This is a genomic window from Arthrobacter sp. Z1-15 (genome assembly GCF_054792395.1).
In genome coordinates this window covers 301,594-325,020 of sequence record NZ_CP096454.1, presented here as the reverse complement: position 1 = coordinate 325,020, position 23,427 = coordinate 301,594, and the positions used below count along the sequence as shown (strand labels likewise).

The following is a 23,427-nucleotide window of genomic DNA, read 5'->3' as shown; positions in this document are numbered from 1 at the left end:
CCCCAAGACGTGCCGCCACAAGTTGAAGGGCCCCTTCCGTCACCGGAAAGGGCCCTTCCATCAGTATTTACGCCACGGCTAAGCAGCCGCCGGGGCTAGACAGCCGCGAAGCGCTTCTTGAGCGTCTCCAGCTCGGCGACCAGGTCCTCGGGCAGGGATTCTCCGAAGCGGGCGTACCACTCCTCGATGCCGGCGAGTTCCTTCTTCCATTCCTCGGGGTCGACGCGGACGGCGGCCTCGACGTCCGCGGGGGTCATGTCCAGTCCGCTCAGGTCCAGGGATTCCCCGGTGGGCACGTATCCGATCGGAGTTTCGACGGCGTCGGCGGTGCCTTCGATCCGCTCGATGACCCACTTCAGCACCCGGGCGTTGTCGCCGAAACCGGGCCAGGCGAAGCCGCCTTCGGCAGTGCGGCGGAACCAGTTGACCAGGAAGATCTTGGGCAGGGTCTCCTGGTTCGCCTTACCGCTGAGGGTGATCCAGTGGCGCAGGTAGTCTCCGGCGTCGTAACCCATGAACGGCAGCATCGCCATGGGATCGCGGCGGACCACTCCCACCTGGCCCGCTGCGGCCGCGGTGGTTTCCGAGGAGAGGGTGGAACCCATGAAGATGCCGTTGGTCCAGTCGCGGGACTGAGTCACCAGGGGCACCGTGGTTTTGCGTCGGCCGCCGAAGAGAATGGCAGAAACCGGTACGCCGTTCGGGGAATGGTATTCCTCCGCCAGCATGTCGATCTGGTCGATCGGAGTGCAGAAACGGGAGTTCGGGTGCGCAGCGGGGTGGCCGGCCTCCGGCGTCCAGTCGTTTCCGAGCCAGTCAGTCAGATGCGCGGGGGCCTCGTCCGTCATGCCTTCCCACCAGACACCGCCGGTGTCGGTGAGCGCCACGTTTGTGAAGATGGAGTTGCCCTTGGCTATGGCGCGCATAGCGTTGGGGTTGGTGCTCCAGCCGGTGCCGGGAGCGACGCCGAACAGGCCTGCTTCCGGGTTGGTGGCGCGCAGTTCGCCGTTGTGCCCGAAACGCATCCACGTGATGTCGTCGCCGAGTGTCTCGACTTTCCACCCCTCGATGGTCGGATCCAGCAGGGCGAGGTTCGTTTTACCGCAGGCGGACGGAAAGGCCGCGGCGACGAAGTAGTCCTTCTTTTCCGGGCTGGTGAGCTTCAGGATCAGCATGTGCTCGGCGAGCCAGCCCTCATCCCGGGCCATGATCGACGCGATGCGCAGGGCGTAGCATTTCTTGCCCAGCAGGGCGTTGCCGCCGTAGCCGGAGCCGTAGGACCAGATGGAGCGGTCTTCGGGGAAATGCACAATCCATTTTTCGTCGCTGCAGGGCCAGGCGACGTCGGTGTCGCCCTCAGCCAGCGGAGCTCCGACGGAATGCAGCGCCGGCACAAAGAACGCGTCCAGTTCTTCCATTTTGCGCAGTACATCCGTGCCGATGCGGGCCATGATCCGCATCGAGGCAACGACGTAGGCGCTGTCGGTGATTTCGACGCCGAACTTGGGGTCCTCCGCTTCGAGGTGACCCATCACGAAGGGGATGACATACATGGTGCGTCCGCGCATGGAGCCGGAGAACAGACCGTCCAGCTTGGCCCGCATCTGCGACGGTTCCATCCAATTGTTGGTGAAGCCTGCATCCTGCTTCTTCTCGGAGCAGATGAACGTCTGCTCCTCGACGCGTGCCACGTCCTTGGGATCGGAAAATGCAGCAAAGGAATTCGGGAATTCCTCCGGGTTCAGCCGAACCAGGGTTCCGGCTTCAACCAGTTCATCGGTCAGTGTCTTGTTTTCCGCCTCGGATCCATCGACCCAGTACACGCGGTCCGGCTGCGTCAGCTCGGCTACTTGCTGAACCCAGGCCAGCAGGGCCCGGTGGGTGGTTGGGGCCTCCGCAGAGGCCTCCGGTGTGGTGCTGTCCAAATGGCTCGGAGCAGCGTTTTCGCCGCTCTCATTGAGAACTAGCTGACGCGCGTCATCGCCCATGACTCTTCCCTTCGTTGGGTCAGTGGTGTGATTGTGATGCTAGTTGTCGGCGAGCCGAGCGCCCCGGCGAAAAAGGTAGTACCTATAATGGCGGCCATGAAGTGTTTCCCTAGAATTCAACGAACTTTTGTGGCCCAGCCTACTCGGATGTGACGAACGTCATATAGACCGGTCTAGTTGACGGACGTCACGTCCAGCGATTAGGCAGCTCTCAGAAACTGGGCTATAGTTATTTACGGCCAAACAGCCACGGACAAACTTTGAATGAAAGCCTCAACGGGGCCGGTAGTTCAAAAATAATCCAAATGCGTGCGTAGCTCAACGGATAGAGCATCTGACTACGGATCAGAAGGTTGGGGGTTCGAATCCCTTCGCGCGCACCAGCGAAACCCGGTTCGACCAGTAGAAATACTGGTTGAACCGGGTTTTTTCTTTGCCCGGGGAGCGTGCCGGGGGTCCTGTCCCGGAAGCCGCCCCGCTGCCTCCCCGCTGCCACCTCCAGTCAGCGGGCCAGTTTTCGGAGGTCAACGGCGGAGTCCGCCAGTTGGGCGGGATCCACCGGAATTCGGCGGTCGATGATGCGGCGGGCCGCCCGCACCGTGAAACCGCCGTCGATGGCGGCACACCCTTCCAGCCGGCCGTCAGCATCGAGCCGGAAGGCAGCTGCGGGCAGGCCCTCTTTTTTTCGGATCACTACGCGGCCCTCCCCCGCCATCGACCCAACCCCCTCCACATGCACCCCGTGCCGGTCCGACCAGAACCACGGGGCACCGTGGTTTGGCAGCTCCTGGCCCAGCAGAGCAGCACCGGCGGTTATGCCCGTATTCCTCGCGTGTTCCCAATGTTCAGCCCGGCGCAGCAGTGTTCCGTCGGGCAGCCGGACACGTGCGGCGTCACCCACTGCATAGATCTTCGGATGACTGGTGCGCTGGTGCTCATCCACCAGGATGCCGTTGTCGGTATCCAGCCCGGCTGAAACGGCCAGCCCCGTTTCCGGTACAACGCCGATACCCACCAGCACCGCGTCCGCGTATACGGCGGCGCCGTCCGCCAGCGCCAGGCGGTGCTCCTGCCCCTGAACCGTGATGGCCGCAGGAATTCCGGTAAGGACGCGGATCCCCCGCTCTTCATGCATGCGGTGCAGCCGCCGCGCGAGCGTCGTCCCGACGGCCGGCACGAGCGGCGGGTCAACCGGGTCAACCAGTGTGACCTCCGCCCCGAGCGCCAGCGCTGCCGATGCCGTCTCGGCTCCAATCAGTCCAGCACCGACAATGGCCAGCCGCACGCCGGGACGGAGCACATCCCGCAGTTTGTCTGCGTCCGCCCGGTTCCTCAACTCCAGCACTATTTCCAGGTCACCGCCGGGCACGTCGAGTTTACGGGCGGCGGCACCGGTGGCCAGGACGATTCTGTCAGCGGCCAGCTCCCGGCCGTCCTCCAGCAGCACCACGCCCTCGTCCGGCTTCAGGGCAGCTGCCCTTCCGGCCAGGACCTCAATCCGCCGGTCCCGGAACCAGTCCTCTCCGGCCAGCAGGATCTGATCTCTGGTGCGGGTGCCGAGCAGGTAGTCCTTGCTCAGCGGCGGCCGGTCATAGGGCAGACCCTCAGGATCGATGAGGGTCAGTTGTCCGGTGAAGCCGCGGGAGCGCAGCTCGCGGGCCGTGGCGAATCCTGCCATGCCTCCGCCTGCAATGATGACGGATTCAAGGGCCATTGGTTTTCCTTGCTGTTGCGTTGAGCCGTTCTACCAGCCTAGGCGCAGGCTTCCCGATTTCCTGCGCCGTTGCCCGCCCGGCGTCCGGCGCCCGGGGCTTTCGCATGGGCCGCGCCGCGTGCCAAGCTCTAGTGCATGACTGAACGCAGCGGCACCGAATACGACGGATCGGGACAGGAACGCACCGGACAGGCGGGTGCCTCCGGGCAGCGGCCGCAGCGGATGGAGACCGACGTCGTCGTCCTCGGCGGCGGGGCGGTGGGAGAAAATGCAGCGGGCCGGGTGGCGCAGGCCGGGCTGGAAGCCGTCCTCGTGGAGCCGGCCCTGATCGGCGGCGAGTGCTCCTACTGGGCCTGCATGCCCTCGAAGGCGCTGCTGCGCCCGGGAACCGCCCTCGCCTCCGCGAAAGCCGTTGCCGGATCCCGGGAGGCCGTGACCGGAACCCTGGATCCGCAGGCCGTGCTTGACCGCCGCGACAGCTTCACGTCGCACTGGGACGATTCGAGCCAGGAGGACTGGGTGAAGGGCGCCGGAATCGGGCTGGTGCGCGGACGGGGGCGGATAACCGGTCCGCGGGAGGTGCAGGTCCACTACGACGACGGCGGCACCTCCACCCTTGTCGCGCGCCGCGCCGTCGTGCTCGCCACCGGCTCCCTGCCCATCGCACCTCCACTGAAGGGGCTGGACCAGGTCCAGTACTGGGGCACGCGGGAAGCGACCTCGGCGCAGGAGGTTCCTGCCCGGTTGATCGTCCTCGGCGGCGGAGTTTCGGGCACTGAGCTGTCGCAGGCGTGGGCCCGGCTCGGGTCCCGGGTCACATTGGTGGCGCGGCACGACGTTCTGGACATGTATCCGGACCCGGCACGCGAACTGGTCAAGGCGGGGCTGGAGGCCGACGGCGTGGAGCTCCGCACGTTTGCCGCCACCGAGTTTGTGCGCAGCACGGCGGACGGCGGTGTGGAGATGGGGCTGGAGGACGGTTCCGTCCTATCTGCCGACCGGCTGCTCGTCTCCACCGGACGGTCTCCGGCGCTGGAGCAGCTGGGCCTGGAGGATCTGGGTTTGGACGCGGACCAGTTCGACGCGGGCAGGCTGACTTCGGATGACACGGGCCTGGTGAACGGCACTGACTGGCTCTATGTGGTGGGGGACGCCGCCGGCAAGGTGCTGCTGACGCATCAGGGCAAATACGAAGCCCGTGCCGCCGGGGCGGCCATTGCAGCACGTGCCCGCGGCGAGTTAGCGCCCACCGCTGCACCGCGGGCGTGGAGCCGGGAAGCGTCGACGGCTAATCATGTTGCCGTACCGCAGGTGGTTTTTACGGATCCGGAGATCGCCATGGTCGGCCGGACCGCGGAACAGGCCCGGGCGGACGGCATCAATGCTTCAGAGACCTCGCTGGAGCTGTCGGTGGCCGGGTCAGCCCTGTTCGCCGACGACTACCGGGGCTGGGCGCAGATGGTGGTGGACGAAGACCGCAGGGTAGTCGTGGGAATGACCTTTGCCGGTCCGGGCGTCTCCGAACTCCTGCATGCGGCCACTATTGCCATTACCGGCGAAGTGCCGCTGGAGCGGTTGTGGCACGCGGTGCCCTCGTATCCCACCATCAGCGAGATCTGGCTCCGGCTGCTGGAAAAGTACGGGCTGTAGGGGTTTCTGCCGTCAGGCCCGGCGGACGATGAAGTCGGAGATTCGGGCGTCACGCCCGTCGAGCTCTGCCCACGGTTTGGCCGATTCCATGACGGTCAGGCCTGATGTGGGATAGTCGGTGGCCATTTCCATGACCGCGTCCTCGTTCGACTCCACTGAGGCCAGCCGCATGGCGAGGTCCTGGACTCCGGGAAGGTGGGTAATTACCAGCAGGCTGGTAACCGTCTCCGGAACATTGTTAATGACACTGAGGATCTGTGCTGCTGTGGCGCTGTAAAGACTGTCCTCGAGCTTCGGGGTTGGTCCTTTGTCCCCCAGCTCCTCGCAGATCCAGGTGCAGGTTTGCCGGGTGCGCAGGGCGGAGGAACACAGAATGAAATCCGGAATGGAGTCGTTTTCCACCATCCAGCGTCCGGCCAGCGGGGCGTCCCGGTGTCCGCGGCTGGACAGCGGCCGTTCATGGTCGGAAACGTCCCGGGGCCAAGCCGCCTTCGCGTGCCGCAGGAGCATCAGCTTTTTTAGGTGGTGGCCGCTCATTGGCCCAGTCTATCGGCGGTGCCGGTACCGGAATTCCGGTCCCGGCACCGCCGATCCGTCAGATGCTGTATTCGGGTGCTGCCCAGACAACAACTTCAGGGTGCTCGTAGAAGCGGTAACCCTGGCCGCGGACCGTCCGGACGGTGTTCGCCAACCGGCCGAGCTTTGAACGGAGCCGGCGGATGTGCACGTCAATGGTCCGCTCGTTCGGCACTTCCTCGGCGTTGCGCCACAGGCCGGCCAGCAGTTCCTCGCGGCCCACGGTCCGGGTGGCGTTCTCCACCAGGTAGTTGAGCAGTTCGAATTCCTTGAACGTCAGGTTCAGGGTGTCGCCGTCAAGATGCACTTCCCGGCGGGAAAGGTCAATCAGGACTCCGGACGGACGCGGGGCGCTCTGCGCCTGCACGGGCGGTGCGGCTTCCGGACGGGGACGGCGCTGGGCGGTGGGATCACCGAGTGCCTGGCGTACGACGTCGATATCGGCTCCGGGAGCCTCTGCCGGTGCCAGCGCCACTGCGGCATGGCTCTGCGCTCCGGGGCAGAGCGTCTGGATGTAGGCGCGCACTTCCTGGGCGAGCTTCGTCAGCGATGTTCCGTTGGCAGCTGCCGTGTCTTCGTCGAGGCCGACGTAGATGACAAACCCGCGGGCTACCGTGTCGTTGCTGACGGACTGGGGGCCGGGGATTCCGTTGGGCGTGACGACTGCTGTTGGGGCCGTCATGGGTGCCGCATCGCTGGCCGGAGATACGGGCTGCAGCGGGCGTGGCGGCTGCTGGCCGAAACCTTGAATTCCATATTGGGCTCCGTACGTCGCTCCGCCGTACTGGCGGGGAAAGTCCCCTGCTGCGCCCTGCCGGGCCGCGCCGGCCCGGTTCTGCGCATTGCGCAGTGAAATGTGTACGTACCCTGATGCTACTGACATGTTGCAACCTCAATGTGAATGACCGTCATCACGCTCGAATGCTGGGGGTGTGCCCGGGTCGAGATGGCGCAGTTTTCGCCCGTCATTGGGCCTGAGTGGTGCCTGAGATATGGGGGTGGGTAACTCAGGCGTGCATTCGACAACAGCACGGCTTCTCGCCGGCGGGGCCGGCGGGAAGGACTGCGACAGGTGCTGCCGTGTGGATGTTCACATTACGGATTATTGCATGTAACAAAGGAGTACGCGCAAGTAATAATGCGGTGATCGTCTCACCATGTGGACGGATCGGGCCTAAAAGTGATGCACCTCACACTATTGGGCGTGGAAAGCGCTCTTTTGACCCACCTCACAGTCAGCACCCCGGGAACAGGCATTTCCGGGGCGTGGCCCACAGTGCCGGGCCCCTATGAGTGCTCGCAGGACGGCCGCCGGGCATAAAAAAGCACCCGTCCATAAATGATCTTATAAACGGGTGCGAGTCAAGCACTCCGAGAGGTGTCCACATATTGGACACCTCTCTTGTCTTCCGGGAGCTTTTAGTCGACGACGCCGTACAGTCGGTCACCGGCGTCGCCCAGGCCGGGAACGATGTAGGACTTTTCGTCCAGCCGCTCGTCAATCGAAGCCAGCACAATGGTGACGTTCGCGTCGGCCAGTTCCTGCTGCAGGATTTCCAGTCCCTCCGGAGCGGCCAGCAGGCAGATGCACGTGATGTCCGCAGCGCCGCGCTTGAACAGGAACTTAATGGCTTCGCGGAGGGTTCCGCCGGTGGCCAGCATGGGGTCCAGGACAAAGACCTGGCGTCCGGTGAGGTCATCCGGAAGCCTCTCGGCATAAGTGATCGCTTCGAGGGTTTCCTCGTTGCGGGCCATCCCCAGGAATCCGACCTCAGCGGTGGGAACCAGGCGGGTCATGCCCTCAAGCATGCCCAGTCCGGCACGGAGGATCGGCACCACCAGCGGGGTGGGCTTGACCAGCCCGGTGCCTACCGCCGTCGTGACCGGAGTCTCGATCTGGACGGGCTCAACGCGAACGTTGCGGGTGGCTTCGTAAGCCAAAAGGGTGACGAGTTCTTCCGTGAGCTGTCGAAACACCGGTGAAGGGGTGCTTTTATCGCGGAGAACGGTGAGTTTGTGGGCAACAAGGGGGTGATCCACTACAAGTACGCGCATGCTTCAAAACTACCATTCGCACGGACAGGTACCCCTGCTGAGCAACTGCCCGCCCGGCGGCGGCGACTGCGGGGAACTGCGTGTTCTGCGGGAAGATGGGAGCATGATGCCCCCAACAGCGCAGCATGAGGCGTGGATGGATCTTGCCCTTGCCGAGGCCCGCGGAGCCCTTTCCACCGACGACGTGCCCATCGGCGCCGTCGTCATCGGTCCTGACGGGACCGTAATTGGTACCGGACGCAACGAACGGGAGGCCAGTGGCGACCCCACGGCCCACGCCGAGGTGGTGGCAATCCGCCAAGCTGCAGCCGCTGCAGGTGAGTGGCGTCTCGAAGGATGCACTCTGGTGGTCACCCTTGAGCCCTGCGCCATGTGTGCCGGAGCGATTGTGCTGGCACGGATACCGAAGGTGGTGTTCGGGGCCTGGGATGAGAAGGCCGGAGCCTCCGGATCGGTTTTTGACATCCTCCGGGAGCGGCGCCTGAACCATTGGGTGGAGGTTTTCCCCGAAGTACGGGAAGCGGAGTGCGCAAAGTTGCTCACCGATTTTTTCGGCTCTCGGCGATCAGGCTGACACGGGCCAATTCCCTACGTAGGCTTACTAATTCAGAACCCGTTATCCCAAGGAGTTTCTCAATGAGTGCAGATCAGGACGGACTGGACACAGTCGTCAAAATCCTCGAACACGCCAAAATTGCGCAGCTGACCACCGTGGATGCAAGCGGCCACCTCGTGAGCCGTCCGCTGGAGCTGCAGGAGACGGATTCCGACGGCAACCTCTGGTTCTTCACGCAGGACCCCTCCCCCAAGGCTGACGAGATCCGGACCAACCCCAACGTGAACGTCTCCATCCATGATTCCAAGGGTTACCTCTCCATCAGCGGCACGGCGTCGATCACCAAGGATGAAGGCAAGATTGACGAGCTGTGGAAGTCGTCTGCAGCTGCGTGGTTCGAGGAGGGCCGGGAAGATCCCTCGGTCGCCCTGATCAAGGTCGACACGGATACGGCCGAATACTGGGCGTCCGACGAGCCCCGTGTGGCCAGCATCTTCAAGATCGCGAAGAGCGCCGTCACCGGGAGCACCCCCAATGTTGGCAAGAACGACGTCGTCGACCTCTAGTTCCGCCGCGGCCTCCGAGGCTCGCAACCGGCCGTTTTGGGGCAGGGCGTTTTAGCCGGTAAGGTTGACGCGTTGGTGACGTGTCCGAGCGGCCGAAGGTGCAACACTCGAAATGTTGTTTGGTGAAAGCCAACGTGGGTTCAAATCCCACCGTCACCGCCAACTGAGAAAGACCCCGGTTCCCTTGTAAAGCAAGGGAACCGGGGTCTTTTCTTGTGCCCCGCGGGACGGACCCTGGAAACAGGTGGCTGAACTTCGCCTCATGTGGCTCCGGCAAACCGCGCACTGCACCAGCCTGGTCGTTAGCTGGCCCGTTGCTGATCGAGGTCTTGCTGATCGATGTCTTGCTGAGGGGCTTCGGTGCGGACAGGCCATCGGCCGGTGGCGTGGTGGAAATCTATGGCCCGGAGCATGGGTGTCACGTCGTAGGCAATGATGTTCAGGCTGAGCTTGACGCCGTCAACGAACTTTACGGTGAGGAACCGCTGCCCTTTCGTTACGCCCGCCGAATAGTGGACGATGTCGCTGTACAGGTGCTCATGCTCCTTTCCGAGGACACTGCGGAAGGCAATTCCGTAGACACCCGGAACCACGTAAAAGTTCCGGTACGCAGCGAGGAAGGCCAGTCCGCCGATAATTATTGCCGTCGAACCAATCCGGGCACCGAGAGGGCCGTCGGCGGAGGTGAAAGCCCACAGACCCATCAGGAGTCCCACAGAGACGAAGAGCCAGCCAACGATCGGCACCACCTTGGGGATCCGGACACGTTCCGGGTGGGTTTTGGACCGGTTGGGATACTTTCGCGCCCACCAGGCAACCGCTGCAATTGCCAGGGTTGTGCCGGTGGTGATGCTTATCTCCAGAAAGTTCGCTGCTGACATCGTTTGGCCTCCCCCGAACCGGATATGTAACGCACGCCGATTATAGTTCCGAAGATTATGGACCCGAAGCATCAGCGGCGGCCTGCATGCCCGCGCGGCCTGATGCCCGAAAAGCTCTTTTCCCTGAGAAAACCTGTTCCCAGGACTACTACGGGGACATATTCTGGGCCGCAGACCGGCAACCCCGGATTGCCGGCATAACCAATGGAGGCCGCAATGTCTGTGCGCATCCTCAGAGCAGATGGACCTGCTGAAGAACTTGAGGACACCGAAGAGCTGAAGTTCTCATACCAAGTAACGCGGGGAGGGACCCTCGTCATTCTCGAAGCAGCGGACGAGGGACGGTGGCTGGTCCGAAAGGAAATCTCGGCCTCCCGCTGGAACGAGGTTTCCGGCCGACGCTACATCGGTGAGACCGGCATTGTGGGCGGAGTTGAAGGCGGCAAGGCCGAGGGACGACCCAAGACTAAACTTCCTCCCCAGCGCGTTTAGCAGCGTTAATCCACAGCACTAATCCACAAAGTGGGTCTTCGGTTCCGCTCCGCTGACGGAGGCGACGACGGCGGCGGCCACATCGCGCATCTTCATGTTCCTCGCGCTTGAGGCAGCTCGGAGAATGCCCACGGCAGCGTCCTGGCTGCACCTGTTCTGCGCCATAATGATGCCGGCGGCAAGGTCGATTGTGGTTCGGGAAGTCATGGCAGCCTTGAGGTTCTCGCGGCTCTCCGTCAAATGCGCAATGCGCACGGCAAGCCGGAGGGACTTTGAGGCACCACGGGCAAACTCTTCGGCTTCGCGGACCATTTCGTCGGTGAAGGCGTTGGCTTCCCGCGCGTACATGTTCAAGCCGCACTGCGCTTCCCCGTCAAGGGGGATCGGAACTCCCAGAATGGATCGAAGCCCGAACTCGGAGATTGCGTCAGTGTATTCCTGCCACCGGGAATCCAGGCTCATGTCCGACACCAGCACCGTGCGGTTGTTGCGTGCGGCCTCCAGACACGGACCGTCGCCGTACTCGTACTGGACTTCATCCATCTGCTGAGCTTCCGGGCTGCTGCTGGCCACAGTTCCGGCGCGGTTTGGCCGCAGCAGGGTCACCCCGCAGAATACTTCTTTCCCCGACGCGGAAAGAGTGTCGACGGTCAGCCGCGTCAAATCTTCAAGAAAGCTTTCGACGTCGTTGGTTTCCAGGACCATGTCCTGGAGCAGCCCTGAGTAGTCCCTCTCATTTCGCTCCTGTGTGTCTGGTTCCAGGTCCGTCACATCAGTCGAAGTGCTCTTGTAGTTCGTCATTTCACCGATTTTCTCTGATGGGTGGAATCGCAGGATGCCCCGCTCTTTCCGATTAAAGCACCGCAGCCAACTTCCGGCTGGTGCAACCGGAGACCAGTCCCTTGAACGTTGGGCACAGACAGCCGAAGGCAGACGCGGGGAACCGCGCCTGCCTTCAGCGGGTGCTGGTTATAGTGCACATAGTCCTGCGGTTGCGGTCTACCTCGGCTGCGAAGTCCGGGGAGACTTTCGGTTGCGGGACAAGAAGTAGCCGAGCGCCACCATGCCCAGGCCGAGCACCAAGTGCAGCCAGTTGTCGGCGTTGTTCAGCGGCAGGAAATTTGCGCTGGAGTCATGTCCGATAAACAGACCATAGAGCCAAAGCAACAAATAGATGACGCCCCCGAAAATGAGGTAATTGCGCGCTCCGGAGACAGAACGGGCAAAAAGGAATCCGGCGATCCCAAAGAGCAGATGCACAATGTTGTGAAGAATCGAGACCTGGAAAACACCCATCAGCAATGCTTCAGAGTGGTGTCCGGCAAAGGTCAGTTGATCATAATTAGTGGTAATGCCCGGGATAAATCCCAAAATCCCGACCAGCAGGAAAACTGCACCCACGACCATGGACGCGGTCTGTACCCTGGTGCGCCCGGTACTTACTCCGGTACGGTCCGATGTTGCCATTAAGCTTCTCCTATCTGCCGTTATCAACGAGGCGGGGCCTAACCCCTCTCCGAGTGGGGCCGCAGCCTGCTGCAGCCGGGGTTCTTAGGCTTTCGCCTACCATCACCCAATATACTAAGCATGCTTACTAGCATGTCGGAAAAGCTCGGCGTGTCAACACTTTGTCGAGAATCCGCTGCGCCCCTCGGAATACGGGTGCAGAACGGGGTGCGGGCGGCCAGGGGGGCCGAGCAAGGGGCGGGCGGCCAAAGGGGGGCAGCCAAGGGGGGCCGGGCACCGAACAGTCAGGCACCCCAGAAATGCTTTACCGCGTCAGCCACCGCCTTTCCCTGTTCCAAGCCCGCGGCGGCCGAAGGGCGTCTCGTTGATTCGAGCAGCATGTTCGTTCCGAAGGCAACCAGGCTTGCTTCATTGGCCTCTATCAGGAAGGTGCCGGCCCGGCCCGACAGATGCTCCATGCTCTGGGGCAGTGTGGGGCCAAAGGGACTCTCAGGAGCTTCCGGCCCACAGGAGAGGACCAAAACCTTGTCACACCCGGTTGCCACATCTGCATTAACAGCTGACCGCATCCCGCCATCCATATACGGGTGGCCGTTGATGGACACGGGCGGCCACGCTCCGGGAACGGTGCAGCTGGCGGCCACCGCGAGGGCCAGTTCAACACCGGACGATGCATCGAAAACTGTGAAGGCGCCGTCGTCGGCATTTACCGCCGTCACCTTCAGCAGCTTGGGCGGCCAGGTCGGTTGCGGCAGAAGCGACCGGATGGTGCGTACCCAGGCATCCTCTGAAAGCCCCTTGCCGGCTGCCCTCGCCAGGGCACCCAGCCGCGCCCGAGCTTCCTGCTCGCCTCCCGGGCCGCGCGCGGCGTCGGCCATCATGTTCAGAAACCCGTCGGTGCTGAAGTGCGCCAGCTCCCCCTGCCCCATAGCCGTTTCCGCCGAATCGTCCTCCCGGAGCTGCGCCGCCAGCACCTGACGCACCACTCCGAACCGCAGGGCAGCGCCGACAACGGAGCCTGCGGATGTGCCCACCACCAAGTCAGCGTCGTTCAGTTCGATGCCGTGCTCCAGCAGGGCAGCCAGAACACCCATCTCCCAGGCAATTCCCGCCACTCCCCCGCCACCAAGAACCACCGCGCGTGTTTCATGCTTATTAGTCATGCGGGCAGTCTAGACGTGCGCCCCGTGATGCTTGCCACAACTTTTCCGTGTCACGGTGCCGGGGTATTCAATGGAGACATGGCATTGCGTGTATTGATGGTTGGCCGGAAACACGAAGACTGGGTTGTGGACGGTATCCGCCGCTACGAAAAAAGGCTGAAGAAGCCTTTTGACCTCACCTGGGTCTCCATTCCCCATTCTGCGCGCGAGGGCGACGCCGCACGCAAGGAGGAATCGGAGCGCCTGTTGTCCAAGCTTGGCAACGACTACGTCATCCTGCTCGATGAGCGGGGCAAGGCCATCACCTCTCCGGCTCTGGCGAAGACGCTGCAGAAGCCCCTCGACAATTCCCGCAATGTCACGCTGATTATCGGTGGAGCGTACGGAGTGGATGAAAGCGTTCATGCCCGCGCGGATTTCATCTGGTCCCTGTCACCTCTGGTTTTCCCGCATCAGCTCGTTCGCCTCATCCTCGCCGAGCAGGTGTACCGCGCGCAGGAGATCGCCGGCGGCCGTCCGTACCACCACGAATAGCTGATGGTTTCCCTCCAGGGCCCTGCATACCCCTCCCGGTACAGTGGAATCGCCCCCAAACACCACCGCGCGGCGAAGTTCCGCCGTCGCTCTTCGCCCTGCGCGCCCCGCGCTCTGAAAAGGTTCTCCATGCGTTCGCTTGTTCTTCGTTCCCTGACGTCCGCGGGAGCAGCAGCCGTTCTCATGGCTGTCGGCATGGGTGCTGCCTCTGCCCATGTGCATGTTCACCCGGATTCCACGGAGGCAGGAGAGTCAACGCTCCTCACCTTTGAGACCTCCCACGGCTGCTCGGGTTCGCCGACGACGGCGGTCACGGTCACTCTGCCGGAACAGATCACCGATGCCACTCCCACCGCCCACCCCGGCTGGACGATCAGCAAAGTTACCGAGGAATTCGCAGAACCGCGGGTGCTGGAGAACGGAACGAGCATTGCGTCGCGGACGAGCCAGGTGGTTTTTACGGCTGCTGAACCGCTGCCCGACGGCGTCCGGGACACCTTCCAGCTCAGCGTGCGGCTCCCCGATGCAGCAGGAGAGACTTTGGCATTCCCCGTTCTCCAGTCCTGTTCCGAGGGTGAAACCGACTGGGCACAGCTCCCGGCGGAGGGCCAGTCGGATGCCGATCTTGAGTCTCCGGCCCCGGCATTCACCGTCTCGGAAGGTTCCGGAGACTCGGATGCTTCCCATGACGGAGAGTCCCACGACGATGCGGGAGATAGGGAAGACGGCACCGGAGACAGCGAAGACGGCCAGGACCGCAACGATGCCGTGGACGAGGATGACATTGAGGCCGCCGCAGTTGCCGGTTACGCGGGTCTGGGTGCCGGCGTCCTCGGACTGGTCCTGGGAGCCACAGCACTGTACCGGACGCGGAAACCGTAACGGTTGCGGCGTCATTTACGGTGCCTCCGGCGCTTCGTAATTGACGCTCCCCCTCCCTGAGGACAGGGTAAGGCTATGAATATGCGGTTGTGGAAGTCTTCGTCAGTATCAGCTGTGGCCATTGGTGCCGTTTTAGCCCTCGCCGGTTGCGGATCGGGCGGAGGGGAGGCAGCGTCGTCCGAGTCGCCGTCGTCGTCGTCGTCCAGCGTCTCTCCGAGTGCGAGCGCACCGGCCAGCCCCGCAGCTTCTGATCCCGGGACGGCGGTGCCGACGCCGGTGCCGACGCAGACTGCCGCACCTCCGGTTCCACCAGCCGGGGCCGCTTCCTGTTCAGCCGCCGATCTCGCCGGGTCAGTTGAGGAAAACGTTGGCGGCGGTGCTGCCGGCAGCGTCTATCGGACTCTGGTCCTCACCAACGTTTCAGCGGCGCCCTGCGCCGCAGCACAGGGCTATCCGGGCGTTTCCTATATCAATGCCGCCGGCCAGCCGCTGGGAGCAGCCGCTGTCCGCTCAGGCGGACCGGTCACCGGGGAACCGCTTCTTCTGGAACCGAACCAATCCGTGGTTTCTGAGCTGAAGGAAACGCGTGCGGAAAACTACGGCGAAGATTGTGTTTCCGAACAGGCAACCCAGCTGGTCGTGTATCCGCCGGACGACCTTGAGTCGCTGAACATCGACCACCAGATTCTTGCCTGCGCCAACCCGAACGTTGAACTGCTCAGCGTCGGCCCCGTCCAGAAGCGGTAAGTTCTGCGGGCGAGGCATTCGCAGTGCTCCTCCACAGGACCCTTTGTCTCGGCTGCCCCAAGGAATTGTCCACATAGAAAAGTTCTTCCAGCCATGGTCGCCTGTTTCCTGAAGAATTGATTCATGCAGACAGCGGCTGAAATGAAGGATCCCGACTTTTCGGGAGTGCTTACCTTCCTGGCGTCCGTGGGAGAAGCGTCCGAGAGAGTCCAGCACCTGAGCCGTCACGCCGTGCAAGCCAGCGCAATGATGGCCCCGGGAGAAGCAGCGGTCCTCGCGGCGGACATCGAAGCCATTTCACGGCGGGTGGAATACCTCCAGGTAGTCTGCGCCGGGGCCCTGGAGAGGCACCGGGTTATCGACAGCTTCGGCACGGGAGGTTCAACAGGAGACGTCCTCGGTGCCGACGGTTCCGATGCAGGAGTTACCGGTGTGGCCAGTTCCGGTTCGGAAAGCCAAGCGTCGTCTGCACACTCTGCCGATCTATCCGGATGGAACAATACGTGGGGACAATCAGAGCCGTCCTGCGAGCCGGGGAATAGTGAAAAAGTCCGTGCTGAATTCCGGACCACGGCAGATTACATGCGCTGCCGTCTCCGGATCAGCCGCGCCGAAGCGCAGCGGCGTCTTCGGCTGGCCGCATACCTGGTGCCCTCCAGCAGCACCAGCGGACAGATTCTCCCGCCCGATCTGCCGGTCCTCGCGGACGCTTCCGCAAGCGGACTGGTGTCCTCCGCAGCAGCAGCTATTGTCGCCAATGCCGTTGATGAGATCCGGCACCGTACGGATGCCGCGACGGGTTCAACCGTTGAGGCTGATCTCGCTTCCCTTGCTGTCCGTCAGGACACGGACTTCCTCGTCAGAGCAGCCCGCCGATGGGTGCTGCTGGTTGACCAGGACGGAGCGGAGCCAACGGTTGAGGAGCTGCGCCGCTTTCAGGGAGTGTTTCCCGGCCGAAAAAAGAACGGCCTCAATCATCTGAGCATCTATTGCACCGATGACCAGCACGAGACACTGCTGACGGTGATGAACGCAGCTGCAGGGCCTCGGATACAGCAAGCGCCCGCACCGGGGCGGGACGGCGAGGGACCGGCCCACAGCGGCGAAGGCGGCGATGTCATGGCTGCTGAAGGAAGGGTCACCAACAGTCCGGCTGGTGTCGAGGGCAGAGACGGCACACCAGCTAATCCCGACACCTTCTCCCGTTTAGATGTCCGCACACGGCCCCAGCGGCTGCTCGGCGGACTCGTTGATGCAGCGAAAACCGCCCTCGCGACAGGCGGCGTCCCTGCTTCAGGCGGTCTCCGTCCGCAGGTGCTGGTGACGATCGATTCGGCATCTCTGCTGCAGACCTTCGATTACGGCTCCCTCCTCAAGCCGATGGACGGCCCGGAGCCGCAGCCGAAGGCCCCTGCAGGACCGGAAAACACACCGGTATCCGGATCCGCAGCAGGGCCCGGGCAGACAGCAGGGCCCGGGCACACAGCAGGGCCCGGGCATACAGCGGGATACGGGCACACAGCAGGGCCCGGGCACACAGCGGGATACGGGCACACAGCAGAGCATGGAAACGCAGTCAGACCCGGAAACTTTGCCTTCTCCGGTCCTGTTAGCGCGGCAACAGTTCGCAGGCTCGCCTGTGACGCCGAACTGTTGCCCGTCGTACTCTCCGGTGAGGGCAGAATTCTGGACATAGGCCGTGCCCAACGAATATTCCCGCCGCATCTTCGCAAAGCCCTCCATGCCCGAGACGGCGGCTGTGCTTTTCCCGGGTGCACGATTCCAGGACCTTGGACTGAAGCCCACCACATTCGGCACTGGAACCACGGCGGACCGACCTCTACGGACAACGGAGTACTGCTCTGTTCGCATCACCACCACGAAGTACATAAGGAAAACTGGCACATCGATGTGAGGTCAGGCGTGCCGTGGTTTGTTCCGCCGGCATATGTGGATCCCGATCGAAATCCGCTACGGAACACCTTCTTCCGTGCCGGTCTGAGCTCTGGATACTCCGGTCAGGCATCCGCAACGATCCGGGTGTCGTGAACGGATCTGCAGTCCCGGATTCGGCCTCCAGCCAAACCGCCCCTTCAAGGGTCAAAAGTGTCAGGGCAGTGCGGAAGAATAGGTCGCATGACATCGGGAGCTTCGGTGCTGCAGAAGTTCACCCCCGCCACCAGAGAGTGGTTCGAGGGTGCCTTTGATGCGCCAACACCTGCTCAAACCGGAGCATGGGAAGCCATCTCTGAAGGATCGAATGCGCTGGTGGTTGCACCCACCGGTTCCGGTAAAACGCTCGCGGCCTTCCTGTGGGCGCTGGACAGTTTTATTGCCTCAGCCGCCGGCACTACCGCGGCCATAACTTCTGAAACAGCTGCAGCTTTCGAAACGGCTCCAGCGTCGGAATCTGCATCAGCTCCGGCATCCCAAGCGACTCCTGCTGTCTCCAATGACGCGTCTTCCACGATCAATCCCGGCAAAACTGCCAAGACCGCCGGCCGTAAACGAAACACGGAACCGAAACGCAAAACCAAGGTTCTGTACATTTCACCGCTGAAGGCACTCGGCGTCGATGTCGAACGGAACCTGCGTTCTCCCCTCATCGGGATCACCCAAACGGCAAAACGCCTGGGCCTGTCGACACCGGCCATCACAGTTGGGGTCCGCTCCGGAGATACACCTCAAAATGAACGCCGGGCACTGCTGACCCGGCCCCCGGACATCCTGATCACCACACCCGAGTCACTGTTCCTCATGCTGACATCGCGGGCACGGGAAACTCTCGCGGAAGTGGAAACGGTCATCGTCGATGAGGTGCACGCCGTTGCAGGAACCAAAAGAGGCGCACACCTCGCCGTAACCCTTGCCCGACTGGACGCAATGCTGGACAAACCCGTCCAGCGCATTGGCCTGTCTGCAACGGTGGAACCGCATGAAACGGTTGCCCGGTTCCTCGGCGGAAATGCTCCGGTCACGATCGTCGCGCCGTCTTCCACTAAATCTTGGAACCTTACCGTGACGGTTCCGGTGGAGGACATGTCGGACTTGGGCGGCACACCTCCTGCTGAAGACACGGTGGAAGGCGGATACGCCCCTCAGGCGAGCATCTGGCCGCACGTCGAGGAAAAGATCGTCGACCTCATCGAGGCCAACCGCTCCACCATAGTGTTTGCCAATTCCCGACGGTTGGCGGAACGGCTGACTGCCAGGCTAAATGAAATTCATGCCTACCGGAAAGAGGGGGCGATAGCGTCGGAAGCAGCTGCCGCTGCTGCCACGGGAACCGACGACTCCGCAGGGGCACCATTCGCGGATGGCACCACCGTCAGCACCGGTATGCGCGACTCCAGCGACACCGGTACCGATACCGATACCGATACCGGCAATCGAACCAGCAGCAGCACGGCTAATGGGGCCCCGATTGCAGGAATACCGACCGCCCGGCCTCCCGCGCAACTGATGGCACAAGCCGGAGTTTCCATCCGGTACCGAGATACGGAACCTTCACCAGCAGACAGTGAGCCGTTGCTGGCCCGCGCCCACCACGGGTCTGTGTCCAAAGACCAGCGCGCACTGATCGAAGACGACCTCAAATCCGGACGCCTGCGCTGCGTGGTGGCTACCAGTTCCCTCGAACTCGGTATCGACATGGGCGCCGTGGACCTGGTGATCCAGGTCGAATCCCCGCCGTCAGTGGCCAGCGGCTTGCAGCGTGTCGGACGTGCCGGGCACCAAGTGGGAGAGACCTCGCAGGGCGTCATGTTCCCGAAGCACCGCGGAGACCTGCTCAATTCCACCGTCGTTGCCGAGCGCATGCTTGCCGGACAAATCGAACCCCTTTTCATACCCGCCAATCCGCTGGACATCCTGGCCCAGCAGACAGTTGCGGCAGCAGCACTGGGTTCGATCGACGTGGAGGAATGGTTCGACGTCGTCCGCCGCTCCGCACCATTTGCGGGACTGCCGCGTTCGGCCTTCGACGCCACCTTGGATCTGCTGGCAGGCCGCTACCCTTCCGACGAGTTTGCGGAACTTCGCCCGCGGATCGTCTGGGATCGGACCGACGGCACCATCACCGGACGCCCTGGTGCGCAGCGCCTTGCAGTGACTTCCGGAGGAACCATCCCGGACCGCGGACTCTTTGGCGTTTACCTCGTGGGTGATTCCGAAGGCAAAAACAGCAGGCGTGTCGGTGAACTCGACGAGGAAATGGTTTACGAGTCCCGGGTAGGCGATGTGTTCGCCCTGGGCGCCACCAGTTGGCGCATCGAGGACATTACCCACGACCGGGTGCTGGTCTCCCCCGCCTTTGGACAGCCCGGGAAACTGCCTTTCTGGCGCGGAGACTCGCTGGGCCGGCCGGTGGAACTGGGCCGTGCGCTCGGGGCTTTCGTCCGGGAAATGTCCGGAAGCGATGATGCGAAAGCCCGGGAACGCCTGGCCGCCGTCGGGCTCGATGAGTGGGCGGCAGACAACCTCATCACGTATCTGCGTGATCAGCAGCAGGCAACGGATGTGGTGCCGAACGACCGCTCGCTGGTGGTTGAGCGTTTCCATGATGAGCTCGGAGACTGGCGAGTTGTCCTGCACAGCCCGTACGGAATGCCGGTTCATGCTCCCTGGGCTCTGGCAGTCGGAGCCCGCCTGCATCAGCGTTACGGACTGGACGGCTCGGCCATGGCGTCCGACGACGGCATCGTGCTGCGGGTGCCGCTCATGGAAGACGAGCCGCCGGGTGCTGAACTCTTCATCTTTGAAGCAGACGAGCTCGAATCCATTGTCACGGCAGAGGTGGGCGGATCCGCCCTGTTCGCTTCCCGGTTCCGGGAATGCGCAGCCCGGGCCTTGCTCCTGCCAAGGCAAAATCCCGGAAAGCGCAGCCCGCTGTGGCAGCAGCGGCAGAGATCAGCGCAGTTGCTGGACGTGGCCAAAAAGTACCCCACTTTCCCGATCGTGCTCGAGACCGTGCGTGAATGCCTGCAGGATGTCTACGATCTTCCGGCGCTGAAGGACATCGCCGCCGGTATAGAGCGCCGCGAAATTCGGCTCGTTGAGACCACCACGCCTTCGCCGTCGCCGTTCGCGCGGTCCCTCCTCTTTGGATACGTCGGCGCGTTCCTGTACGAGGGTGATTCGCCGCTGGCCGAACGCCGTGCAGCAGCACTCTCGCTGGATCCGACACTGCTCAATGAGCTGCTCGGCAGAGCAGAACTGCGCGAACTTCTCGACGCACGCATCATCACGCAGATTGAACGCGAGCTGCAGCGGCTGGCTGCGGACCGCCGCGTCCGGGGCGTCGAGGGCGCGGCGGACCTGCTCCGGCTGCTGGGACCGCTTACGGTGTCCGAAACCGCGGTTCGCCTGCAGCCGGCCGACAGCAACACGGCTGAGACCGGCAATGGCATTGAGACCGACGACGGCGCCGGACCGGCCGCATCGTCAGAGCACGCCACCCCGGAGTACGCCGCCGAACTCCTCGAAGAACTCGTCCGCAGCAACCGTGCTTTGAAGGTGGGCGTCGCCGGACTTTCCCGCTATGCGGCGATTGAAGATGCTGCCCGTCTGCGCGATGCCCTGGGTGTTCCGCTCCCGATGGGGGTTCCGCTGGCCTTTATTGAGCCGGTGGCTGACCCGCTGGGTGACCTGGTTAGCCGGTATGCCCGAACGCACGGCCCGTTCACGGCAGCAGAAGCTGCTGCACGGCTGGGACTGGGTGTCGCCGTCGTCACCGGCACCCTGCAGCGGCTCGCCGGTGAAGGCCGGGTGGTTGAAGGTGAGTTCCGCCCCGCAGAGACCACCATTCTGGATGCCTCAGCCGGAGTCGACACCACACCAGGCGCCGTTATCACCGTTCCGGGAACGCCGGGAGGAACTGAATGGTGCGACGCCGATGTCCTGCGCCGCCTGCGCCGACGTTCGCTTGCGGCGCTGCGGTCGGAGGTGGAGCCGGTCGATCCGGCCACCTTCGCCCGGTTCCTGCCCGTCTGGCAGAATGTCGGATCCTCGCTGCGCGGACTCGACGGCGTGGTTACCGTCATCGACCAGCTTTCCGGAGTTCCTATTCCGGCGTCGGCCTGGGAACCGCTTATTCTGGCCTCCCGGGTGCGCAACTATGCACCGTCAATGCTGGATGAGCTAACGGCCACGGGAGAGGTCCTCTGGTCAGGAACCGGTTCCCTGCCCGGCAATGACGGCTGGATTGCCCTGCATCTCGCGGAAAACGCGCCTCTGACGCTAAACCCGGCTGATGATTTTGATCCCTCCGAACTGCAGCTGCAGTTGATAAATCTTCTGTCCGGAGGAGGAGCCTACTTCTTCCGCCAACTGGTTGATGCGCTGGCCGCGCAGGGCGCAGAAACGTCCGATGCCAATGTCATCAGTGCCCTCTGGGATTTGGTCTGGTCCGGCCGGATCAGCAACGACACCTTCACACCCGTCCGGTCCCTGCTGTCCGGCGGGAAAACAGCACACAAGCAGCGCGCTGCAACTCCCCGTGCCCGTACCGCCCGGCTTGGCAGGCTCGGCCGTGCTCCCGGCGCATCCCTCACCGGAAGTTCCATGCGTCTCGCCGCGGGAAACCAGCAAGCCGCTCTGCGCAACGCACCGCAGCTCGTCGCCGGACGCTGGAGCATGCTTCCTGCGGTTGAAACCGACACCACCGTCCACGCACACGCAACGGCAGAGCTGCTCATGGACCGATACGGAATCCTGACCCGCGGCTCTGTTGCCAGCGAAGGGACTCCCGGCGGGTTTGGCCTGCTGTACCGGGTGCTTGCACGGCTCGAAGAGATGGGGCGCTGCCGCCGCGGTTACTTCATTGAACAGCTCGGTGCGGCACAGTTCGCCGTACCCGCAACCGTTGACCGGCTGCGGTCCTTTTCCGAGGACGCACAACTTCGGAAGCCGGAGCCCGCAGCAGTGGCGCTGGCTGCCACCGACCCGGCAAATCCGTACGGTGCGGCGCTGCCGTGGCCGGCGCTCGACGGCGGACACCGCCCCGGACGGAAGGCCGGTGCGCTGGTGGTCCTGGTGGACGGAAACCTGGCGCTTTATGCCGAACGCGGCGGCAAGACTCTGCTCTCTTTCACCGAAGATCCGGCAGTGCTTGAACTCTCCGCCGAAGCACTGGTCGGGATCATCCGGCGCGGTGCCGCGGAAAAGATGGCCATCGAGAAGGTCAACGGGCAGGACATCCTGGATACAGACGCCGCCAAGGCGCTGACTCACGCCGGTTTCTACACCACTCCAAAGGGGCTGCGGTACCGTGTCTGACCCGGTCTGGCTGCACCCCACCGTTCCACACCCGGGAGGTACCGGTGCCTGAAGGAGATACCGTATGGCGTGCCGCTCGCGAACTGAACGCAGCGCTGGCGGGCCAGACCGTCACCCGGTGCGATATCCGGGTACCGAAGTTCGCGACCACCGACTTTTCCGGCCACACAGTTGCCGACGTTGTTTCCCGCGGCAAACACCTGTTGATCCGGCTGGGTAATTCCGAGACGGGCTGGCTGCTGCATTCCCATCTCAAAATGGAGGGGCTCTGGCATGTTTACGACCGCGGTGAGCGGTGGCGCCGCCCGGCCTTCAAGGCCCGCTGCATCCTCGAAACGGCTCAAAAACAGGTGGTGGGCTTCGATCTTGGTTTCCTGCGCGTTCTTCCGCGCGCGGAAGAGGACGACGCCGTGGGATACCTTGGTCCCGATCTGCTCGGGCCGGACTGGGATGCGGCCGAAGCACTGCGGCGGATCCGGGCAGTTCCCGAACGGCCTATCGGCCTGGCGCTGCTGGACCAGCGCAATCTCGCGGGAATCGGAAACGTGTACCGCTGCGAGATCTGTTTCCTGGCGGGCGTGCATCCGCTGACACCGGTGGGAGAAGTGCAGAACCTTCCGCGGATCATCGATCTTTCCAAGCGACTGCTCGAAGCCAATAAAACGCGCAGCCGCCGGATAACCACCGGAAACAGAGGCCGGGATCCGTTGTGGGTCTACAACCGCGATACCCGGGGGTGCCTGCGCTGCGGAACAAAAGTGATGCACCAACTGATCGGGGACAACGAACTGGAGCTGCGGGACCTCTATTACTGTCCGCACTGCCAGCCCGCTGTCCATATGGCTTCCTCTTAGCAGCCCAGGTAGAGATCGTTACAGCTC

Annotated in this window: 19 protein-coding genes and 2 tRNA genes; 12 read left to right on the top strand and 9 right to left on the bottom strand. The window is 63.2% G+C overall.

Annotated features, from left to right (window positions below; genetic code table 11):
• Nucleotides 1-95: 95 nt before the first annotated feature.
• Nucleotides 96-1,988, bottom strand: coding sequence for a phosphoenolpyruvate carboxykinase (GTP) (locus M1D40_RS01610; protein WP_461169961.1), 1,893 nt, complete (start codon nt 1,986-1,988; stop codon nt 96-98).
• Nucleotides 1,989-2,295: 307 nt separating this feature from the next.
• Here M1D40_RS01610 and M1D40_RS01605 point away from each other — a divergent pair.
• Nucleotides 2,296-2,371, top strand: a tRNA-Arg gene (locus tag M1D40_RS01605).
• A gap of 119 nt (nt 2,372-2,490) precedes the next feature.
• Here M1D40_RS01605 and M1D40_RS01600 read toward each other — a convergent pair.
• Nucleotides 2,491-3,702, bottom strand: a complete 1,212-nt coding sequence (locus M1D40_RS01600) for an NAD(P)/FAD-dependent oxidoreductase (RefSeq protein WP_461169960.1) — start codon at nt 3,700-3,702, stop codon at nt 2,491-2,493.
• A 222-nt stretch (nt 3,703-3,924) separates the two neighbouring features.
• Between M1D40_RS01600 and M1D40_RS01595 the strand changes: the two genes are divergently transcribed.
• Nucleotides 3,925-5,352, top strand: a complete 1,428-nt coding sequence (locus M1D40_RS01595) for a dihydrolipoyl dehydrogenase family protein (protein ID WP_461170980.1) — start codon at nt 3,925-3,927, stop codon at nt 5,350-5,352.
• A 12-nt stretch (nt 5,353-5,364) separates the two neighbouring features.
• Here the strand turns inward: M1D40_RS01595 and M1D40_RS01590 are convergent, their stop codons facing one another.
• From M1D40_RS01590 to upp, 3 genes are all read right to left on the bottom strand, one after another.
• Nucleotides 5,365-5,889: a SixA phosphatase family protein gene (locus M1D40_RS01590; protein WP_341395416.1), complete on the bottom strand. Its 525-nt coding sequence runs from the start codon at nt 5,887-5,889 to the stop codon at nt 5,365-5,367.
• Between the two features lie 58 nt (nt 5,890-5,947).
• Nucleotides 5,948-6,811: a winged helix-turn-helix domain-containing protein gene (locus tag M1D40_RS01585; protein WP_341395415.1), complete on the bottom strand. Its 864-nt coding sequence runs from the start codon at nt 6,809-6,811 to the stop codon at nt 5,948-5,950.
• Nucleotides 6,812-7,347: 536 nt separating this feature from the next.
• Nucleotides 7,348-7,983, bottom strand: a complete 636-nt coding sequence (gene upp, locus M1D40_RS01580; RefSeq protein ID WP_341395414.1) for a uracil phosphoribosyltransferase — start codon at nt 7,981-7,983, stop codon at nt 7,348-7,350.
• 103 nt (nt 7,984-8,086) lie between these two features.
• Here upp and tadA point away from each other — a divergent pair, with 103 nt between their 5' ends.
• The 3 genes from tadA (at nt 8,087) to M1D40_RS01565 (ending at nt 9,267) form a co-directional block, all read left to right on the top strand.
• On the top strand, nt 8,087-8,557 hold the full coding sequence (gene tadA, locus M1D40_RS01575; protein WP_445818939.1) for a tRNA adenosine(34) deaminase TadA: 471 nt from the start codon (nt 8,087-8,089) through the stop codon (nt 8,555-8,557).
• A gap of 62 nt (nt 8,558-8,619) precedes the next feature.
• On the top strand, nt 8,620-9,105 hold the full coding sequence (locus tag M1D40_RS01570; protein WP_341395413.1) for a pyridoxamine 5'-phosphate oxidase family protein: 486 nt from the start codon (nt 8,620-8,622) through the stop codon (nt 9,103-9,105).
• A gap of 74 nt (nt 9,106-9,179) precedes the next feature.
• Nucleotides 9,180-9,267: transfer RNA gene (locus tag M1D40_RS01565), tRNA-Ser, on the top strand.
• Between the two features lie 140 nt (nt 9,268-9,407).
• On the opposite strand, the gene M1D40_RS01560 is transcribed toward M1D40_RS01565, so the two are convergent.
• Entirely contained in the window at nt 9,408-9,986 is a 579-nt protein-coding gene (locus M1D40_RS01560) for a hypothetical protein (protein WP_461169959.1), read from the bottom strand.
• A gap of 216 nt (nt 9,987-10,202) precedes the next feature.
• Between M1D40_RS01560 and M1D40_RS01555 the strand changes: the two genes are divergently transcribed.
• On the top strand, nt 10,203-10,478 hold the full coding sequence (locus M1D40_RS01555) for a hypothetical protein (protein ID WP_341395411.1): 276 nt from the start codon (nt 10,203-10,205) through the stop codon (nt 10,476-10,478).
• Nucleotides 10,479-10,496: 18 nt separating this feature from the next.
• Here the strand turns inward: M1D40_RS01555 and M1D40_RS01550 are convergent, their stop codons facing one another.
• The 3 genes from M1D40_RS01550 to M1D40_RS01540 all read right to left on the bottom strand — a co-directional run bounded on the left by M1D40_RS01550 (nt 10,497) and on the right by M1D40_RS01540 (nt 13,108).
• Nucleotides 10,497-11,279 (bottom strand): GAF and ANTAR domain-containing protein, encoded by a 783-nt coding sequence (locus M1D40_RS01550; protein WP_461169958.1) that lies wholly within the window; start codon nt 11,277-11,279, stop codon nt 10,497-10,499.
• Between the two features lie 198 nt (nt 11,280-11,477).
• Complete coding sequence (locus M1D40_RS01545; protein ID WP_461169957.1) at nt 11,478-11,945, bottom strand: DUF4383 domain-containing protein; 468 nt, start codon at nt 11,943-11,945, stop codon at nt 11,478-11,480.
• 284 nt (nt 11,946-12,229) lie between these two features.
• Nucleotides 12,230-13,108, bottom strand: coding sequence for a patatin-like phospholipase family protein (locus tag M1D40_RS01540; RefSeq protein WP_461169956.1), 879 nt, complete (start codon nt 13,106-13,108; stop codon nt 12,230-12,232).
• A gap of 78 nt (nt 13,109-13,186) precedes the next feature.
• Between M1D40_RS01540 and M1D40_RS01535 the strand changes: the two genes are divergently transcribed.
• The 6 genes from M1D40_RS01535 (at nt 13,187) to M1D40_RS01510 (ending at nt 23,400) form a co-directional block, all read left to right on the top strand.
• Nucleotides 13,187-13,642: a 23S rRNA (pseudouridine(1915)-N(3))-methyltransferase RlmH gene (locus M1D40_RS01535; protein ID WP_341395407.1), complete on the top strand. Its 456-nt coding sequence runs from the start codon at nt 13,187-13,189 to the stop codon at nt 13,640-13,642.
• 129 nt (nt 13,643-13,771) lie between these two features.
• A complete protein-coding gene (locus tag M1D40_RS01530; RefSeq protein ID WP_461169955.1) occupies nt 13,772-14,524 on the top strand; it encodes a YcnI family copper-binding membrane protein in 753 nt (250 codons plus the stop codon).
• 81 nt (nt 14,525-14,605) lie between these two features.
• Nucleotides 14,606-15,271, top strand: coding sequence for a DUF4232 domain-containing protein (locus M1D40_RS01525; protein ID WP_461169954.1), 666 nt, complete (start codon nt 14,606-14,608; stop codon nt 15,269-15,271).
• Between the two features lie 123 nt (nt 15,272-15,394).
• The gene (locus M1D40_RS01520; protein WP_461169953.1) at nt 15,395-17,320 is read left to right on the top strand and encodes an HNH endonuclease signature motif containing protein; all 1,926 of its coding nucleotides are present in this window, start codon (nt 15,395-15,397) and stop codon (nt 17,318-17,320) included.
• A gap of 87 nt (nt 17,321-17,407) precedes the next feature.
• The gene (locus M1D40_RS01515) at nt 17,408-22,546 is read left to right on the top strand and encodes a DNA glycosylase AlkZ-like family protein (protein WP_461169952.1); all 5,139 of its coding nucleotides are present in this window, start codon (nt 17,408-17,410) and stop codon (nt 22,544-22,546) included.
• 44 nt (nt 22,547-22,590) lie between these two features.
• Entirely contained in the window at nt 22,591-23,400 is an 810-nt protein-coding gene (locus M1D40_RS01510; protein ID WP_461169951.1) for an Fpg/Nei family DNA glycosylase, read from the top strand.
• Nucleotides 23,401-23,427 lie beyond the last annotated feature (27 nt).

Bases quoted from the DNA above. Each gene is read 5' to 3' on its own strand.
- M1D40_RS01550 (WP_461169958.1), bottom strand. From the start codon at position 11,279: ATGACGAACTACAAGAGCACTTCGACTGATGTGACGGACCTGGAACCA.
- upp (WP_341395414.1), bottom strand. From the start codon at position 7,983: ATGCGCGTACTTGTAGTGGATCACCCCCTTGTTGCCCACAAACTCACC.
- M1D40_RS01590 (WP_341395416.1), bottom strand. From the start codon at position 5,889: ATGAGCGGCCACCACCTAAAAAAGCTGATGCTCCTGCGGCACGCGAAG.
- M1D40_RS01540 (WP_461169956.1), bottom strand. From the start codon at position 13,108: ATGACTAATAAGCATGAAACACGCGCGGTGGTTCTTGGTGGCGGGGGA.
- M1D40_RS01595 (WP_461170980.1), top strand. From the start codon at position 3,925: ATGGAGACCGACGTCGTCGTCCTCGGCGGCGGGGCGGTGGGAGAAAAT.
- M1D40_RS01525 (WP_461169954.1), top strand. From the start codon at position 14,606: ATGCGGTTGTGGAAGTCTTCGTCAGTATCAGCTGTGGCCATTGGTGCC.
- M1D40_RS01560 (WP_461169959.1), bottom strand. From the start codon at position 9,986: ATGTCAGCAGCGAACTTTCTGGAGATAAGCATCACCACCGGCACAACC.
- M1D40_RS01520 (WP_461169953.1), top strand. From the start codon at position 15,395: ATGCAGACAGCGGCTGAAATGAAGGATCCCGACTTTTCGGGAGTGCTT.
- M1D40_RS01585 (WP_341395415.1), bottom strand. From the start codon at position 6,811: ATGTCAGTAGCATCAGGGTACGTACACATTTCACTGCGCAATGCGCAG.
- M1D40_RS01545 (WP_461169957.1), bottom strand. From the start codon at position 11,945: ATGGCAACATCGGACCGTACCGGAGTAAGTACCGGGCGCACCAGGGTA.
- M1D40_RS01555 (WP_341395411.1), top strand. From the start codon at position 10,203: ATGTCTGTGCGCATCCTCAGAGCAGATGGACCTGCTGAAGAACTTGAG.
- tadA (WP_445818939.1), top strand. From the start codon at position 8,087: ATGATGCCCCCAACAGCGCAGCATGAGGCGTGGATGGATCTTGCCCTT.
- M1D40_RS01570 (WP_341395413.1), top strand. From the start codon at position 8,620: ATGAGTGCAGATCAGGACGGACTGGACACAGTCGTCAAAATCCTCGAA.
- M1D40_RS01600 (WP_461169960.1), bottom strand. From the start codon at position 3,702: ATGGCCCTTGAATCCGTCATCATTGCAGGCGGAGGCATGGCAGGATTC.
- M1D40_RS01530 (WP_461169955.1), top strand. From the start codon at position 13,772: ATGCGTTCGCTTGTTCTTCGTTCCCTGACGTCCGCGGGAGCAGCAGCC.
- M1D40_RS01535 (WP_341395407.1), top strand. From the start codon at position 13,187: ATGGCATTGCGTGTATTGATGGTTGGCCGGAAACACGAAGACTGGGTT.
- M1D40_RS01515 (WP_461169952.1), top strand. From the start codon at position 17,408: ATGACATCGGGAGCTTCGGTGCTGCAGAAGTTCACCCCCGCCACCAGA.
- M1D40_RS01610 (WP_461169961.1), bottom strand. From the start codon at position 1,988: ATGGGCGATGACGCGCGTCAGCTAGTTCTCAATGAGAGCGGCGAAAAC.